Annotated in this window: 15 protein-coding genes and 1 riboswitch; of the genes, 2 read left to right on the forward strand and 13 right to left on the reverse strand. The window is 32.9% G+C overall.

Features of this window, described 5'->3' with window-relative positions; genetic code table 11:
* Nucleotides 1-119 precede the first annotated feature (119 nt).
* From EYR00_RS08320 to EYR00_RS08375, 12 genes are all read right to left on the reverse strand, one after another.
* A complete protein-coding gene (locus tag EYR00_RS08320; protein WP_003537606.1) occupies nucleotides 120-932 on the reverse strand; it encodes a Cof-type HAD-IIB family hydrolase in 813 nt (270 codons plus the stop codon).
* 127 nt (nucleotides 933-1,059) lie between these two features.
* Nucleotides 1,060-2,445 carry an adenylosuccinate lyase gene (gene purB / locus EYR00_RS08325; protein ID WP_008791642.1) on the reverse strand — a complete coding sequence of 462 codons (1,386 nt, stop codon included), beginning with the start codon at nucleotides 2,443-2,445 and terminating at the stop codon, nucleotides 1,060-1,062.
* A gap of 1 nt (nucleotide 2,446) precedes the next feature.
* Nucleotides 2,447-6,208 (reverse strand): phosphoribosylformylglycinamidine synthase, encoded by a 3,762-nt coding sequence (locus tag EYR00_RS08330; protein ID WP_040434297.1) that lies wholly within the window; start codon nucleotides 6,206-6,208, stop codon nucleotides 2,447-2,449.
* Between the two features lie 10 nt (nucleotides 6,209-6,218).
* Entirely contained in the window at nucleotides 6,219-7,469 is a 1,251-nt protein-coding gene (purD, locus tag EYR00_RS08335) for a phosphoribosylamine--glycine ligase (protein WP_003537603.1), read from the reverse strand.
* An 18-nt stretch (nucleotides 7,470-7,487) separates the two neighbouring features.
* Nucleotides 7,488-9,011: a bifunctional phosphoribosylaminoimidazolecarboxamide formyltransferase/IMP cyclohydrolase gene (purH, locus tag EYR00_RS08340; protein WP_003537602.1), complete on the reverse strand. Its 1,524-nt coding sequence runs from the start codon at nucleotides 9,009-9,011 to the stop codon at nucleotides 7,488-7,490.
* A 1-nt stretch (nucleotide 9,012) separates the two neighbouring features.
* A complete protein-coding gene (gene purN / locus EYR00_RS08345) occupies nucleotides 9,013-9,606 on the reverse strand; it encodes a phosphoribosylglycinamide formyltransferase (RefSeq protein WP_003537601.1) in 594 nt (197 codons plus the stop codon).
* Nucleotides 9,600-10,625, reverse strand: coding sequence for a phosphoribosylformylglycinamidine cyclo-ligase (gene purM, locus EYR00_RS08350; RefSeq protein ID WP_003537600.1), 1,026 nt, complete (start codon nucleotides 10,623-10,625; stop codon nucleotides 9,600-9,602). The genes purN and purM overlap by 7 nt, the downstream gene beginning before the upstream one ends.
* Nucleotides 10,626-10,640: 15 nt before the next feature.
* The gene (purC, locus tag EYR00_RS08355) at nucleotides 10,641-11,342 is read right to left on the reverse strand and encodes a phosphoribosylaminoimidazolesuccinocarboxamide synthase (RefSeq protein WP_003537599.1); all 702 of its coding nucleotides are present in this window, start codon (nucleotides 11,340-11,342) and stop codon (nucleotides 10,641-10,643) included.
* Between the two features lie 21 nt (nucleotides 11,343-11,363).
* The gene (gene purE, locus EYR00_RS08360) at nucleotides 11,364-11,852 is read right to left on the reverse strand and encodes a 5-(carboxyamino)imidazole ribonucleotide mutase (RefSeq protein ID WP_003537598.1); all 489 of its coding nucleotides are present in this window, start codon (nucleotides 11,850-11,852) and stop codon (nucleotides 11,364-11,366) included.
* Nucleotides 11,853-11,900: 48 nt separating this feature from the next.
* Nucleotides 11,901-13,571, reverse strand: coding sequence for a formate--tetrahydrofolate ligase (locus EYR00_RS08365; protein WP_003537597.1), 1,671 nt, complete (start codon nucleotides 13,569-13,571; stop codon nucleotides 11,901-11,903).
* A gap of 190 nt (nucleotides 13,572-13,761) precedes the next feature.
* Nucleotides 13,762-13,841: riboswitch (ZMP/ZTP riboswitch) on the reverse strand.
* A gap of 62 nt (nucleotides 13,842-13,903) precedes the next feature.
* Complete coding sequence (locus tag EYR00_RS08370; protein ID WP_003537596.1) at nucleotides 13,904-14,206, reverse strand: hypothetical protein; 303 nt, start codon at nucleotides 14,204-14,206, stop codon at nucleotides 13,904-13,906.
* A 96-nt stretch (nucleotides 14,207-14,302) separates the two neighbouring features.
* Nucleotides 14,303-15,343 carry a CapA family protein gene (locus EYR00_RS08375; RefSeq protein ID WP_003537595.1) on the reverse strand — a complete coding sequence of 347 codons (1,041 nt, stop codon included), beginning with the start codon at nucleotides 15,341-15,343 and terminating at the stop codon, nucleotides 14,303-14,305.
* A gap of 96 nt (nucleotides 15,344-15,439) precedes the next feature.
* On the opposite strand from EYR00_RS08375, the gene EYR00_RS08380 reads away from it, so the two are divergent.
* Nucleotides 15,440-15,889 carry a GNAT family N-acetyltransferase gene (locus EYR00_RS08380; RefSeq protein WP_003537594.1) on the forward strand — a complete coding sequence of 150 codons (450 nt, stop codon included), beginning with the start codon at nucleotides 15,440-15,442 and terminating at the stop codon, nucleotides 15,887-15,889.
* A gap of 164 nt (nucleotides 15,890-16,053) precedes the next feature.
* Nucleotides 16,054-16,875 carry a formamidopyrimidine-DNA glycosylase gene (locus EYR00_RS08385; protein WP_003537592.1) on the forward strand — a complete coding sequence of 274 codons (822 nt, stop codon included), beginning with the start codon at nucleotides 16,054-16,056 and terminating at the stop codon, nucleotides 16,873-16,875.
* A gap of 233 nt (nucleotides 16,876-17,108) precedes the next feature.
* Here EYR00_RS08385 and EYR00_RS08390 read toward each other — a convergent pair whose 3' ends face one another.
* Entirely contained in the window at nucleotides 17,109-18,107 is a 999-nt protein-coding gene (locus tag EYR00_RS08390) for a C45 family autoproteolytic acyltransferase/hydolase (RefSeq protein ID WP_003537589.1), read from the reverse strand.
* Nucleotides 18,108-18,291 lie beyond the last annotated feature (184 nt).

An 18,291-nucleotide genomic window follows, 5' to 3' on the forward strand; every position in this document is an offset into this window, starting at 1 on the left:
ATCTAATATAAAATAATAACATATACATCTCATATTATTAAATAAATCATATATATTATTGGATTTTTTACGAAAAATAAACAAACAAAAAGAAGAAGTAATTTATCTTTACATCTTCTTTATTCAAACATCTTTTTTTTACTTATATACCAGTCAACTACCTCTAATACACCATGTTCCTCATTAGAGGAAATTGTGTAATCCGCAATTTTCTTAATTGCTTCTTTTGCATTTGCCATGGCAAAACCATATGTAGCCTGCTCAAGCATCTCTAAATCATTACCACTATCCCCAAATGCCATTGTTTCGGCATCACTAATTTTCCAACGTTCCATTAACAGGTTAATTCCATGTGCTTTATTAATCCCAGGGATAATCAAATCAATTCCAAAATGTCCACAATCAACTGGTGTCATAATATGTCCGATCTTCTCTTTCAATTCTGTTAAAATCGTTTCAAAATTATCTTTTGAACAATGCAGATATATCTTAAAAATAGTATCATCAAAATCATCAAAGTTATCTACTTTAGCAAGACGATGATAGTAAAAGTTCATTGTATTATAAAAATCTTCATCTATGTATTTACTAATATAAGCACTTTTTCGACCACAGACAATTTTTTCTACTTCAGGATATTGATTAACTACCTTTAAAACTGTCTGAATATCCTCTTTTGCAAGTTTTGCAACAAAAACATCTTTTCCTTGATCAACGATATAAGCTCCGTTTTCAGCAATGAAAGCTAACTCGTTATGAATATCTGGAAAAAAAGATCTTAGTTGATAATATTGATTCCCACTAGCAACTACAAAATGAATTCCCTTTTCCTTCATAAATTCGTATTGCCTCGTAAATCGTTCTTGATCATATTCATTATTATTTGTTAAAAAAGTTCCATCCATATCTACTGCTATTAATTTTACATTCATATTTACATCCTTTCCATCTTTCGTTATAACGTGACGTATCTTTATATAACTTAGTATATATTGTTTATAAAAAGATTGTAGATTATTTCATAAAATGAAAAAATGACTGGAAACCAGTCATTTTCTACTATTTATTTAATTCGATTTTAGCAAGTTCTTTAGCTAAACCAATATAAGAAGCCGGTGTCATATCAACTAAAGTTTGACGATCTTGATCTGATAAGATATCCAGACTTTCAGCAAATTTTAGAATATCCTCTTTAGAAATACTTTTACCTCTTGTTAAAGCTTTTAAAGTATCATAAGCATCAGGTACTCCATACTTTCTTAACATTGTTTGAATTGGTTCTGCTAATACTTCCCATTTTTCATTTAAGTCACTAGCTAGTTTGTCTTTATTAACTACACACTTAGCCAACCCATTCATCGTTTCATTGATGGCTTGTAAAGAATAACCAAATGCTAAACCTAAATTTCTTTGGCTTGAAGAGTCTGATAAGTCTCTTTGCATTCTTGACTTAGGAAGTTTATTAGATAAAGCAATACAGATATTATTAGACATATCAATATTAGCTTCACTGTTTTCAAAGCGAATAGGATTTACTTTATGTGGCATAGTACTGCTTCCAACTTCACCTTTAACTGGAATTTGTTTAAAGTATTCCATTGAAATATACAGCCACATATCAACATCAAAATCGACTAATACATTATTGAAATGACGAATACCATCCAAAATATGACAAGTATAATCATGACTTTCAATTTGAGTAGTCAATGGGTTAAATGTTAAACCTAAGTACTCTTCAACAAATTTTTTTGCTAAAACTTGCCAATCTTCATTAGGGAAAGCCGTTAAAATAGCACTATAGTTACCTGTTGCACCATTGAACTTAGCTTTGATTTTAACTGCTTCAACATTTTCAATACTAGACAAAAAACGATAAGCATAAACTTTAAATTCTTTACCAATTGTTGTTGGTGTTGCAGGTTGTCCATGAGTATGCGCCAACATAGCATCATTACTATGTTCTTCAGCCCATTTATCAATGATAGCAGCAAATTCTTTAGCTTTTGGTAACCATACATCTTTTAATCCATATTTTAGCATGCAAGCATATGAAGTATTATTAATATCTTCAGATGTACAACCAATGTGAACAAAGCTTTGTAAATATCCAAATCCTAAAGCATCAACTTTTTCATCAATAAAATACTCCACTGCTTTAACATCATGGCGTGTTGTATTTTCAATTTCTTTAATTCGAGCAAAAGAGTCGTAATTAAACTCACTTGAAATAGTAGTAAGTTTATCCATATCTTGTAAATCAAATTTAGCTAAAACGTCACTTTCAACATTTTCAATTAAGAACTTTAGCCATTGAATCTCAACGAAAACTCTATATTTAACTAATGCATATTCAGAGAAATATTCTCCTAAAGCATCTTTAACACCTGAATAGCGACCATCTAATGGACACAGGGTTAGACATTCAAATTCTTGTTTTTCCATTCTATTTTCCACCTTTAAAATAATCTACACCAGCTTCAAATAATTTTTGGTCCATTTCACCATAAACATTTTTAAAGCGGTTTTCACCTTGACGCTCACTATGTCCCATCTTACCAATAACACGTCCATCTAGAGAAACAATTCCTTCAATCGCATACATTGAACCATTAGGATTGTATGGTGTTTGCATTGTTACCTTACGATTAGGATCAACATATTGTGAGAACACTTGTCCATTTTCAAACAATTCTTCAATCACTTCCTCAGGAGCTACAAAACGCCCTTCTCCGTGACTTACTGGAATTGTATGAATATCATCAACATTGACATATTTTAACCATGGTGATTTAACACTTCCAATACGCGTATCAACCATCTGAGAAACATGGCGACCAATTGTATTGAATGTTAATGTTGGATCATCTTTAGACATTTCTTGAATTTTACCATATGGTAATAATCCTAATTTAACTAATGCTTGGAATCCATTACAAATTCCAATCATTAAACCATCACGATTATCTAATAAATCCGTAATTGCTGCTTTTAAACGTGGATTCTTCAATACTGTGGCAATAAATTTACCAGAACCTTCAGGTTCATCGCCAGCACTAAAACCACCTGGTAACATTACAATATTAGCTTGTTTAATGGCAACTTCTAATTCATCAATTGAATCTTTAAGCATTTGTTCAGTCTTATTTCTAATTAAAACTAATTGAACTTTAGCTCCCGCTTTTTCAAAAGCACGTTTTGAATCATATTCGCAGTTAGTTCCTGGGAATACTGGAATAACAACTAGAGGTGTTTCTACTGTTACTTTTGGTTTAAGATCCGCTCTTGTTTTACAAGCTGCCACTTTGATTTTACTAGTAGGTGCTTTTTCTCTTGTTGGATATACTTTTTCTAGAGGCGCTTTATTAATTGCATAAGCTTCATCTAATGAAATTGTTTCACCACCATAAGATAATAATTCACTATCATTAGTAGTTCCAACAATACGATAATTATCAAAGATACTTAAATCTTTTTCAGATTTAACCTCAATAATAATATTACCATAATCACGCACTATGTAGCTTTCAAGACTATTTTCATTATTAAAAGCTACTCCAACACCATTACCAAAAGCCATTTTACTAACGGCTTCAATAACACCACCATCTTTAACAGTATAAGCACTATAGATTTTCTTATCTTTCATTAATTCCATAATCGCATCGTATTGTTTTTGAAGATGATTAAAATCAAATATATGATATTGATCTTTATTAATAATAATTTCAGCTAAAACATGACCAGTTTCTTTAATTTCAGGTGTCATGATATCATTAACATCTCCACTTGTAATAGCAAAAGAAACTAGAGTTGGTGGTACATGTAAATCTTCAAAAGATCCTGACATACTGTCTTTTCCACCAATTGAAGCTAATTTTAACGCACTTTGAACACGGTATGCCCCTAATAAAGCAGCCGTTGGTTTTCCCCAAGTAATTGGGTTGTCTAGAAGTTTCTCAAAGTATTCTTGGAATGAAAATCTAATTGTATGATAATTTCCACCCATAGCCACAATCTTCGCTACCGATTCAACAATTGCATACATTGCTCCGTGATATGGTGACCATTTTGAAATCAATGGATTATAACCATAAGTCATAACTGAAGCTGTTGTTGTCTCTTTTCCTAACACTGGAATCAATGCTGCCATTCCTTCAGTTTCAGTATGATATTTAATTCCACCAAATGGTGATAATACTGTTCCATTACCAATTGAAGAGTCAAATCTTTCAATTAACCCTTTTTGTGAAGCAACACTTAATTTTGATAAAGTTTCTTTCACAGTTTCAACAAAACTAGTTTGTGACTGTTTATCAAAAGGTGTCTTTTCAAAATCTGGTAAAGTGATCTTAACATCTTGATAACGTTTAGCGCCTGCAGCATCAAGAAAATCACGAGAAATATTAACAATATCTTCACCCATATGTTTCATTACTAATCTGTTTTGATCAGTAACCACTGCAACTTGAACTACTTCTAGGTTTTCTTTAGCACACTCAGCTTTAATGAAATCCGCATCTTTTTCATCAATTACAATAGCCATTCGTTCTTGTGATTCAGAAATAGCTAACTCTGTTCCTGTTAACCCTTCATATTTTTTCAAGACTGCATCTAAATCGATTACTAATCCTGGAGCTAATTCACCAACGGCAACACAAACACCACCAGCTCCAAAGTCATTACAACGAACCACTTTTTCACTAACTTCTTTATTTCTAAATAAACGTTGAATTTTTCTTTCTTCAACCGGGTTTCCTTTTTGAACTTCAGCCCCAGCTGTTTCAATTGATTTAACATCGTGAGATTTAGAAGAACCTGTCGCTCCTCCAATACCATCACGTCCAGTACGACCACCAATCAATAAAACTATATGATCTTTTAAAGGTTCTAGACGTTTTACTTGTTCTTTTGGTGCCGCTGCAACAACTGCTCCTAATTCCATTCTTTTAGCTACATATCCGTCATCATAAATTTCATGAACATAACCTGTAGTTAACCCAATTTGGTTACCATAAGAGGAAAAACCATGGGCAGATTCTTGACACAATTTACGTTGAGGTAACTTACCAGCCATTGTTTCTGCTAATGATTTACGAGGATCTCCAGCCCCTGTAATCCGCATACTTTGATATACATAAGCGCGACCAGATAACGGATCCCGGATTGCTCCGCCTAAACAAGTAGCAGCTCCACCAAATGGCTCAATTTCAGTTGGATGGTTATGTGTTTCATTTTTAAACATTAATAACCATTGCTCATCACCATCAGTTGTATGTACCGTAATCTCAACTGAGCAGGCATTAATTTCTTCAGATACTTCCAAATCATCTAAATAACCAGTTTTACGTAACTCTTTCATTGAGATTGTGGCTAAATCCATCAATGTTAAAGGTCGTTTTGTATCAATACCATAAACTAAATGACGACTAGTTTTATAATCCTCAATATCCTTTTCTAAGATCTCTTTAAAAGCTCCATTTTCAATATCTAAATCTGTAATAACTGTTGCAAATGTTGTATGCCGGCAGTGATCAGACCAATAAGTATCTAATACTTTTAATTCAGCTTCAGTAGGATCTCTTTTTTCTTCATTTTTAAAATAATCTTGAGTTACTTTTAAATCTTCATAGTTCATAGCCATACCATTGTCAGTTAAGAACTTTTCAAGACCGGTTTTATCTAATTCATTAAACCCATTAATTGTAGGCACCGGTTTAATTTCTGGAGCAACATCATTTAAATCAGCTGGTTTTTCTAAAATAGCAAGACGCTGATCAACAGGATTAATCAAGAAGCTTTGAATCTTCGTCAAAATTTCATCTTTATCGCCTTTAAAAGTAATGGCAAATACCCGTGCACATTTAACTTTAGCACTACTATTCCCTGTTAAAATAGCAAAGCATTGTTCACATGAATCTGCTCTTTGATCATATTGACCAGGTAAAAATTCGATTGCAAAAACTACTTCTTGATTATTAGTAGGAAATTCTTCTTGATAAACATCGTCGACCATTGGTTCAGCCAAGATAGTGTTGATTCCTTGTTTTAAAATGCCATCACTAACTCCTTGAACATCATAACGGTTGATAATTCTTAAGGTATCAATTTCTAACCCTAATTGTTCAATTAAATTATGTTTAATTTCGTTTGCTTCTGTTGCATACGCTGTTCTTTTTTCAACGTAAATACGCTTTACATCACTCATTTTCATCCCCCTATCTAAGTCCGATATCACTTCGGTAATATTTGCCTTCAAAATCAATCTTTTTTGCTACCGCATAAACTTTTTCACGAACCTCATCTAATGAAACTCCTGTAGCACAAATATTTAAGACCCGACCACCATTAGTAACTAATTTTCCATCTTTGATTGCTGTCCCCGCATGGAAAACAACACAGTCATCACAGTCATCAATATTCTCTATTTCAATTCCTTTTTGATAATTACCTGGATATCCTCCACTTGAAAGAACTAAACAAGCAACGTGTTGATTATTCCATTTAACTTCAACATCTTTTAAAGTTTTTGTAGCACAACCAACCATGATATCATATAGATCACTATCTAAGCGAAGCATAATTGATTGTGTTTCAGGATCACCAAAACGAACATTAAATTCTAATACTTTCGCTTTACCATCTTCAATCATTAAACCAATAAACACAACACCGCGATAGTCCATATTATCATCTTTTAATCCTTGCATAAAAGGATCAAGAATATCTCTTTTAATTACCTCATCCATACCTTCTGGCATAAATGGATTTGGTGAAACAGTTCCCATACCACCAGTATTAGGACCCTTATTCCCATCAAAAATTTGTTTATGATCTTTAGCACTTACCATTGGAACAATTGTTTCTCCATCTGTAAAACAAAGAAGTGAACATTCAAATCCGGTTAAAAATTCTTCTAAAACAACTTTACTTCCTGCTCCATCAAGACTTCCGTCAATCATCATTTCTTTTAAAGTTACAGTAGCATCTTCATGGTTGTCAACAATAACGACTCCTTTTCCTGCTGCTAAACCATCAGCCTTAATAACTAACGGATAATCAAATTCGCTAATTGCTTTAACGGCTTCATCATAACTATTAACTTCTTTATATTTAGCAGTTGGAATACTGTGTCTAATCATAAAGTCTTTTGAAAAAGCTTTACTACCTTCCAATGTAGCTGCATGTTTAGTTGGTCCAAAAGCCATTAACCCGGCTGCCTCTAAATCATTTGCTAGACCATTACAAAGTGGTACCTCTGGTCCTATAACAGTTAAATCAATTTGATGTTCTTTAGCAAAATTAACGATCATTTCATTATCTTCAACCTTACCATCAATACACTCACCAATTTTAGCAATTCCCGGATTCCCTGGAATCGCATAGATTTTATCTACCTTACTGCTTTGATTCAATTTATACGCAATGGCGTGTTCACGACCACCACTACCAATTACAAGTACTTTCATATATTCTAGGCCTTTCTATTAATGTCTAAAATGTCTGTATCCAGTAAATACCATTGGGATACCTTTCTCATTACAGAAATCAATTGAATCTTGATCTCGAACCGATCCCCCTGGTTGGACGATTGCTCCAATTCCAGCTTTATATGCTACCTCAGCACAATCGCTAAATGGGAAAAAGGCATCACTAGCAAGAACTGCACCTTTAAAATCTTTATCTTTATTATTGATAATCGCATTTTCTAAAGCCCAGATTCTTGATGTTTGTCCACCACCAACAGCCAATGTAACACCATCTTTAACGATACAAATAGCATTTGACTTTACAAATTTAACGACCCGCATACCAAATTCCATATCTTTAAGTTGAGCTTCTGTAGGTTTGGCTGTTGTTACACAATTCATTTCTTTAATCATTTCAGTATTGATATCTTGAACTAAAACTTTACCCTCTAAATATTTAATATCATATTTAGCTTCACGCGCATATAGATTTTTAAGTTTTAAGATTCGTAAATTTTTCTTTTTCTTCAATACTTCTAAAGCATCATCATCAAAGTCAGGTGCAGCTACGATTTCTAAGAAGATCTTATGCATTTCTTCAGCCGTTTTTTTATCGATTTTATAATTTACTGCTACAATTCCGCCAAAAATACTTTGAGGATCAGCCTCATAAGCTTTCATATAAGAATCATAACCATCTTTGCCAATCGCTACCCCACAAGGAGTTGAATGTTTAATCGCAGCTGTAACAATTTGATCTTTAAATTCACGTACTACGGCAATAGCACCATATAAATCATTAACATTGTTGAAAGAAATTTCTTTACCGTGTAATTGTTCATAATCCAATAAAGTTTCTTGCACAAATGGATCAACATAGCCGTTAGCTCTTTGTTGAGAATTTTCACCATAACGCAAATGTTCCGTTTTCTTTAAGGAAATGTTTAAAGTATCTGGGAAATCATCCCCTACAACACCTGCAAAATAACGAGAAATCATCGCATCATAAGCGCCAGTAGTTGAAAATGCTTTATATGCAAGATTTAATCTAAAATCAAAATCATCAGTTTTATCTTTGATTGCAGTTAAGACGTTATCATAATCAGCAGGATCGGTAACGATTAAAACATCTTTAAAATTCTTTGCTGCTGAACGAATCATCGATGGTCCCCCAATATCGATATTTTCAATCATATCTTCCATCGGTTTACCAGCTTTTAACGCTTTTTCAAATTCATATAAATTAACACAAACCACATCAATTGGTTGGATGTCCATTTTTTTAACTGTGTCAACGTGTTCTTGAAGATCACGACGGAATAATAATCCACCATGAACTTTTGGATGTAAAGTTTTAACTCGACCATCTAAGATTTCAGGAAATCCGGTTACATCATCAATTGCAATACATGGTACATTTTCTGCTTGTAATTTAGCCATCGTTCCCCCAGTGGAAACAATTTCAAAACCTAAATCTACTAGGCCTTTACAAAAATCAACGATACCATCTTTATTAGTAACACTAACTAATGCTCTTTTCATTTTAAATCACCTTAGCCCTTTCATTTTCAACAATAATTTTACCATCACAAAATAAAGCAACTGCTTTAGGTAAAATGCGATGTTCAATTTCTAATACCCGTGCTTGGATATCTTCAGCATTATCTAAATCATCAATATTGCACGCCTCTTGAAGAATAATCGGTCCTCCGTCAACCTCACTACTAACAAAATGAACTGTTGCACCAGTCACTTTTACCCCTCGCGCTAAAACTTTTTCATGAACATGCATTCCATAATGCCCTGGTCCACAAAATGATGGAATCAATGAAGGATGAATATTAATAATTTTATTAGGATAAGCATCAATCAATACATCCGTAAGGATCGCTAAATATCCCGCTAAAACAACTAGACCAACATTGCGTTCTTTTAACATTTTAACAATTAATTCATCATCTTTACGCACTACAGCAGTTTCAATTCCTGCCTGTCTTGCACGTTCAAGTCCATATGCATTCTTACGATTAGAAATAACGATTGCAATTTCACCATTGATGCTGTTATTTTTAACAGCATCAATGACCGATTGCAAGTCTGTTCCTCCCCCAGAAACAAAGACAGCAATTTTTAGCATAATTGCACTCCTTTGTCACCTGCTTCAATACTTCCAATAATATAACATTCATCACCTGCTGCTTTAATTGCCGCCATACTAGTTTCAATATCAGCTGGATCTAACGCAATGACCATACCTAATCCCATGTTAAATGTGTTATACATCATTTCCTCTGCAATATCACCTTTTTTAGCAATCAGATCAAAAATTGCGGGTACTTTATAGCTATCTTTTTTAATAACTGCTTTTACTCCATCGGGTAACATTCTTGGGATATTTTCATCAAAACCACCACCAGTTATATGAGAGCAGCCTTTTATTCTTACCCCAGCATCTTTAACATTTTTTAATGCTTTTACATAAATTCTAGTTGGTGCAATTAGGGCTTCGCCTAATGTTTTTCCAAGTTCATCATAATATGTATCTAAGGTTTCTTTATTCATCTCAAATACGTTTCGAACTAATGAGAATCCATTACTATGAACTCCACTTGAAGCAATTCCCACTAAAACATCACCTGGTTTAATGTTTTCACCATTAATAATATCTTTTTTATCAACCACCCCGACTGCAAAACCAGCTAGATCATAGTCGTCTTCAGGCATTAATCCAGGATGTTCCGCTGTTTCACCACCAACTAAAGCACAACCAGATTGTTTACAGCCTTCAGCAACCCCACTTACGATCGTCGCAATTTTTTCCGGATAGTTTTTTCCACACGCAATATAATCAAGGAAGAACAATGGTTCTCCACCTGAACAGGCAATATCATTAACACACATTGCAACTGCATCAATACCAATTGTATCATGTTTATCCATTACAAAAGCAAGTTTTACTTTTGTTCCGCATCCATCAGTTCCTGATAAAAGAACAGGTTCATCCATATCTTTGATTGCACTTAAATCAAATGCTCCTGCAAAACCACCAAGACCACCTAAAACCTCCGGACGCATTGTTTCCTTAACGTGTTTTTTCATTAATTCAACTGATTTGTATCCTGCTTCAATATCTACTCCAGCCTTTTTGTAATCCATTTTTAATCTCCTTTATTATTTTTGCATTCTTGCTAATACTGCTTTATAAGTTTCGATTAAATCACCAATATCTTGTCTAAATACATCTTTATCGTATTTTTGATTAGTTTCAACATCCCATAAACGACAAGAATCTGGAGAAATTTCATCAGCTAACAAGATTTGACCATCAGGTGTTTTCCCAAATTCAATTTTAAAATCAACTAATTTTAAATTTAAGCTTAAGAAAAATTCCTTTAATAATTCATTTATTTTTAATGTTTCTTGTTTAATAAAATTATATTCTTCTCTTGTACATAGTTTTAAGGCAACTGCGTGATCTTCATTAATCAATGGATCACCATAATCATCATTTTTATAACTTAATTCAAAAATTGGTTCGTCTAAAACGATTCCTTCAGGAGCTCCTAATCTTTTACAAAAAGACCCTGTTGTAATATTTCTAATAATTACTTCTAATGGGAAGATATCAACTTTTTTTACTAAAATATCTCGTTCATTTAATTTCTTGATCATATGAGTTTTAATTCCTGCTTCTTCTAACATATCAAAGATAATGCAAGAAATTGTATTGTTTAAAACTCCCTTACCTTCAAACTGATCATGTTTTACACCATTTCCAGCAGTTGCGTCATCTTTATAATGAATCAAATATTCATCTTCTTTATCTGTTTTGTAAACTTGTTTTGCTTTTCCTTCATATAATAATTCTGCCATTTTGATTTCTCCTCTTATCTTTTATTTATATTTTGCAATAACTTCTTCATTAGCACTCATTGCTTGCTTTTCCATATCTTTACGATATGCTAATAACTTTTCTTTAATCTTATCATGTTTGATTGCCATGATTTGTAACGCCAAATATGCAGCGTTCTTGCTCCCGTTAATTGCCACAGTAGCCACAGGAATTCCTGAAGGCATTTGAACGATTGATAGTAACGCATCCATACCATCTAATGTAGCCCCGCTAATTGGTACCCCGATAACTGGCAATACTGTTTGAGAAGCGACAACTCCAGGTAAAGCTGCTGCCATTCCAGCCGCTGTAATAATTACTTCGGTTCCATCAGTCTCTGTTTCTTTAATAAATGTACTTAATCCTAAATGTGCCCGATGAGCTGAAAGACATCTTACATTTACTTCAACACCATAGTCTTTCAAAATTCCAATTGCTGGTTCAACCTTACTTAAATCGCTTGTAGAACCCATAATAATTGCTACTTTCATAATTTCTTCCTTTCTTTTTAAACCACTAAAAGTGACAATGAGTCACTTTTAGAATAAGCCTACTATCTTACCATCTTTATCAATGTCCATATTAACCGCTGCCGGACGTTTTGGTAATCCTGGCATTCTCATAATACTTCCAGAGATAGCTACTAAAAATCCTGCTCCAGCAGATGGGATAAGATCATTAATCTTAATCGTAAATCCCCTAGGGCGACCAAGCAGCGTCGGTTGATCAGATAAAGAGTATTGGGTCTTAGCTACACAGATTGGTAAATCAGCTAATCCTTGTGCTTCGTACTTTTTCATCTTTGTTAATACTTTTTTATCAAACGCTACTCCGTCAGCACCATAGATTTCTTTCGCGATAGTTTCAATTTTTTCTTTGATTGATAAATTTAAATCATATAATGGTTGATAATTAGCTTCTTTAATATCTAAGATTTCTAATAGTTTTTCAGCAAGCTCGATTCCCCCATCAGCACCTTTTTCCCATACTTTAGAAATAGCTACATCAACACCCATTTTATTACATGTATCTTTTAATAATTGCAACTCTGCTTCACTATCAGTTGGAAAAGCATTGATTGCTACCACTGAAGGCAGGTTATATTTCGCAATATTTTCAATATGTTTTTCTAAATTTTTAATTCCTTTTGCTAAAGCTTCAAGATTTTCTGTGCCTAACTCTTTTTTATCAACACCACCATGCATTTTTAGCGCTCTAACAGTTGCAACGATCACAACTGCTTGAGGATCAAGATTAGCTTGACGACATTTTATATCTAAGAATTTTTCTGCTCCTAAATCAGCACCAAATCCTGCTTCTGTAATTGCATAATCACCTAATTTAATAGCTAATTTAGTTGCCATCACTGAGTTACATCCATGAGCAATATTAGCAAACGGTCCCCCATGAACAAAGACCGGCGTATGATCTAATGTTTGTACTAAGTTTGGTTTAATTGCGTCTTTTAATAATAAAGTAACTGCACCAGTTGCTTCAATATCATTTACTGTGACTGGATTTCCAGCATAGTCATAAGCAACGATCATTTTACCTGCTCGTTCTTTTAAATCTTCAAGGCTCGTTGCCAAACATAAAATTGCCATTACTTCACTAGCGACAGTAATATCAAAACCGTCTTCTCGAGGCATTCCATTGACTTTTCCGCCAAGACCACAGATAGTATTACGTAAAGCGCGATCATTTAAATCAACAACTCTTCTCCAAACAATATTACGTACATCGATATTTAGAGGATTTCCCTGATGAATAGAGTTATCAAGCATTGCCGCAATAAGATTATTAGCAGCAGTGATTGCATGGATATCACCAGTAAAATGTAAATTAATATCTTCCATTGGAACTACTTGTGCATATCCTCCACCGGCAGCTCCACCTTTGATCCCAAAACATGGCCCTAAAGATGGTTCTCTCATTGCCACAACTGATTTTTTTCCTAACTTATTTAAGGCTTGAGACAATCCGATCATCGTTGTCGTCTTACCTTCCCCAGCTGGAGTAGGATTAATTGCAGTAACCAAGATCAATTTTCCATCAGGATTGTTTTCCAGCCGATTAATCGCCTCAAGTGCAATCTTGGCTTTATACTTACCATATAATTCTAAATCATCATCTTCTAAACCAACCTTTTTAGCAATCTCACTAATTGGTTTCATCTTTGCACTTTGTGCAATTTCAACATCAGTTAACATAACGCCACCCTTTCAAATATAATTTTTAAATAAACATTCTAAGGTCACCAATAATCAAAACAAAAATACACCTAATTTATATCATATTTCAGCTTTTTTCTCAACCAGTACAGTTGTTTTAAAACCACTCTTTTCGCCCTCAAAACAAGCAATTTGACCAAAGAATTAAAAAAGAGCCTACACTCGTCCAGACTCTTGCCCAGACGGTCGGCTCTTACATGATTATACTCCCTGTGGTTAATTCCACTTCCGTCAGTCGTATAACTATTTGCATAATATCATTTATTGATTCAAGATTCAAGCATTTACAAAAAAATTGTCGCATTTTAAACTCAACAAAAATAATTGATAATAAAAATAATTACTAACGGAATTATCATTATAAACAACTCTTTGATTAAAATAGCATCATCACGGCTTTCTAACTTATCTTTGATGGTCTGTTCTGTATCAATTTGACGAGTTGGATAACCAACAAAACCACCACAACAAAAAGCTAAAACACCAATAAAAATAAATAAACAGATAATATTTAAAGTACCTTTACTGATACTATTAGCAAAACGGCTTCCCAATAACCCAACCAAGAAAACAATATAACCACTATAAAGAAAATATACTAATTTGCGCTTCATAATTATCACCTTCTATGTTAATTATAAAGATAATATAATGAGATTACAAATATTATATATATTATTTTATAATAAAAGATGGTTTTATCCCATCTTCTAGTAACTATATTTTTGTATTTTAGTTAGTACTCTCTCTTTTTCATTACCTTCTAAAATTATTGGCTGATAATTATTTCGTCCTTTAACCGAGGTAACTGAACAAGGAATAATTTCGTGACTATCTCCAGTATAAACACCGTCAGTGAAATTCATTGTAATTGAGTAAATCATTGAATCTGTATCACTAGGATTGCGATTTCCACCAAAACAAAAGTTTCCTAATGAATAAACGATTTGTTTTCCATTATATTCTTCTGTTCCTTGAACAACATGCGGATGTGAACCCATAACTAAATCCGCACCACTATCTATTGAAAATTTTGCTAACTCACGCTGATCACTATTCGCATAGTATTCCCGCTCAATTCCCCAGTGATAAAAAACGACTACGGCATTAGCTCCCTGGTTATTTTTCAAGTCATTGATTGCTGCTTTAATTGTTGCACGCCCTTTTTCGTTATTCATTGATAAAGACATTGAACGATACCCCAAAAAGCCAATTTTAATTCCTTTAATTTCCTTGACACATGACGTTTCATAGCCAAAATAGCCAATTCCCTTTTCATCAAGTACTTGCTTAGTATCCGTCATCCCTTGTTCATAATAATCTTCTGAATGATTATTGGCAATAGAAACCAGCTCAACACTACCGCTAGTTAAAATATTAACATATTCTTTTGGTCCGCTAAAAGGAAACTGTTTTTCTACATGTGAAGTCGCACTTGTCAATGGGCCTTCAAGATTAACAATTGTAAGGTCATCATTTTCGAAAACATTTTTGACATTCTTAAAAAAATATGTAGCATCATTTCCCTGTTTGGCATACTCTTGATTAAACGATCCATCATAAGCTTGTCCTGCATAATTTCCCAATGTACAATCCCCTGCAAAATTTAATTTAATACTAGTATTGACAGGCTCTTTTTCTTCTGTTTTTTCTTCTTTCTTGACTGTTTCTTCTTTTTTATTCTTTTGATTCGATGATGAGCAGCCAACCACTAAAAATAACATCATCAAACAAATTAATATTTTCTTCATCTTTGCTGCACTCCTTTGTCCATTAGTATATCATATAATTAGATTCTTTTACATTAGATAAAACTTTGTTATAATACATCTTGGGAAGTGAAAACAATGATAAAAGAAATAAACAATAAAATGGATTATGATCACCTTTTAACTGAAAGTGATCCTAATATTAATTTAGTTAGAGATTACCTAGAAAATGGTGCTCTGTATGGCTTTTATTTAAAAGACGAACCAGTTTCATTCATTGCAGTAGAAATAATTGATGGCGAAGTTGAAATCAAAAATCTCCTTACATTAAGTGAACATCGTGGTCACGGCTATGCCAAAGCATTAATCAAATTTATTGAAGAAACGTACAATTCATATGATACTTTTCTAGTTGGTACTGCAAATTCCAGTCTTGAAAATATCACTTTTTATACACGTTTAGGATATGTTTATAGTCATCGGATTGAAAATTTCTTTATTGACTATTATCCTAATAAGATAATTGAAAACGGAATGCAGGCAACCGATTTAATGTATTTTAAAAAAAGTCGACAAGGCTTAAATTAAGAGCAAAGACATATTTGATATAATTATCTTTAAATAGCCAAGGCAAATAACCAAAATCTATTTAAGAGGGAATCATATCATCTAAACACTTTGCTTTTTTATTTATTATGATGTTTTTAAATCAGTATCTATGTTAGAATATTAATATAAGGCTGGTGAGAAAGATGATTGAACTTCCTGAAGCATATGCAATTGCTGATGACTTGGAAAAAGAAATACTTGGTAAGACTATAATTGATCTCGGGGGTAACTACACTGATCATAAATTTACTTTTTATGAAGGAAATCCTAATTCATACAAGGAATTATTAGTTGGTAAAAAAGTAACAGGTATTATTAAGCGAAATTACTATGTTGAAATAGTAATTGAGAATTACCGTTTAACCTTTCGTGACGGCGCTAATATTCGCTACTACCAAAAACCAACTAAATTAAAAAAAAGCAAATTACTAATTACTTTTGCTGATCAAAGTTTCATCAATGTAACAACATCAATGTATTGTTTTATTGGACTTTTTGATCAAATAACAGGATCAAATAATGAATATTATCAAACAGAATTAACCAGTATTGGTCCTTTAGATCAAGAATTTACTCTTAATTACTTTAAAACATTAATTACTGATGAAACTGAAAAACTCAGTATCAAAGCCTTTTTAGCAACTAAGCAAAGAATTTTAGGGATTGGTAATGGTGTTGCTCAAGATATTATGTTTAATGCCAAACTCTTTCCCAAACGAAGGATTAAGACATTAAATGAACAAGATATAAAAAATTTATATGATGCGCTTATTAGAACTCTAACAAAGATGGTCGAAAACCACGGTCGAGACAGTGAAAAAGATATATACGGAAATCCTGGTGGCTACAAAACTATCTTATGCGCTAAATCTTATAAAAGTGGTTGCCCAATCTGTCACTGTGAAATAAAAAAAGAACAATATCTAGGTGGTAGTATCTATTATTGTCCTAATTGTCAAAAATAAAAAAGTAAGATAGAAATTAATCTAAGGGCTATCAGGTAGATACACAAAATAAATAAAATTTTTAACCCGGCTAACTTAGTGATATGCTCCCACCTCCATAGATACCCATTTGGTTATTTCGTGTGTCTACTTTAGTGGAATCATCATATCATGTTTTCATCTACTTTTTTATCTTTCTGTTTAAATCAAAATAAAAACCTGTTTATTTTCAATCAGTTATAGCATTCATCTAATCATTTGAACTTAAATCTTTTATCTTCCATAAAGGATTTTCGTGAAGGATTTCCTTCAACTCGAAAAATCCTTTTATTTTTCACATCATATATGACCGACCAAACTGTATCCTTTCCTGTTTTTCGATCGTACTGACAAATATAACCATACCTACCTGATAATAAAGCAGCCGCATCATTAAAATCGTTGATTTTATCAGTTAAAATCGCTTCTTTGATAGTTTGATAGCGCTTTTGAGCTTGCCAATTATCAATAAGATGATTATTATATTCCCGCATTGCTTCACTGAAGAACCAGTTAGTTGCAAAAGCATTCTGATTATTTCTATTGATTTTAATTTGTTTACTATTGCACTCAATCAATGCAATATCACCACCAGTATCAACCAGTGTAAAAGTTTGACTTGAAGCAATCGGTAATGTATTCAACAATTGAATTACTTCATCAACTGTTTTACACTTCTCCAAAAATAGCCGCAGCATCATTCCGGCATTTAGCCCCAGTTGTTTTACAGTTGGATAAACAGCAGTTAATCCAATTGCTAAACCATACTCGTTGATACCATCTTCCATCTCAACGCACGCTGTAGTGTTGCCATTAAACGCATATGAATCATTAGTAAATTGATATATACAATTAGTATACAGTTTTTCAATTTTTGTTAAAAAATCACTATTTCGTCCAAATAAGATTTCATTTTCATTTCTAAAAGCAAAACAAGAACAATGTACTTCTGGAACAATGCAGTACATACTCAACAAAACAGCACAAATACTTTTAAATGAACATTTTTGTCCATCAGCAATTCCCCTTATTTCTTCAATAATCTCTGGGAAAAATTTTTGATAAATCGGTAAACATTGTAAAGCAAAATCATAGTGCTCTAAAGTAATTTCAAAGGGTACATTAGTTAAAAACAGTTGCTTATGTTTTAATAAATTTCTCCCCCACTTAAATCCAATCTGATAATGTTCTCCTTTAAATCTTGAATGATACATAATTTTTCGCTCCTTTTTATAAGAGCCACCGGTAACTCATAATCCAAGCATAAATCAATAAAATTTTATTGTCAATGAATTAAATTTATTAAATCAATTACCCGTTTTACTTATTAAAAATCATGAAATTATCTATTTAAAGGCAAATATAATCACTCCTATGATAAAAAGAGATAGCGGAGCA

Source organism: Thomasclavelia ramosa DSM 1402 (assembly GCF_014131695.1).
Lineage (GTDB): Bacteria > Bacillota_I > Bacilli_A > Erysipelotrichales > Coprobacillaceae > Thomasclavelia > Thomasclavelia ramosa.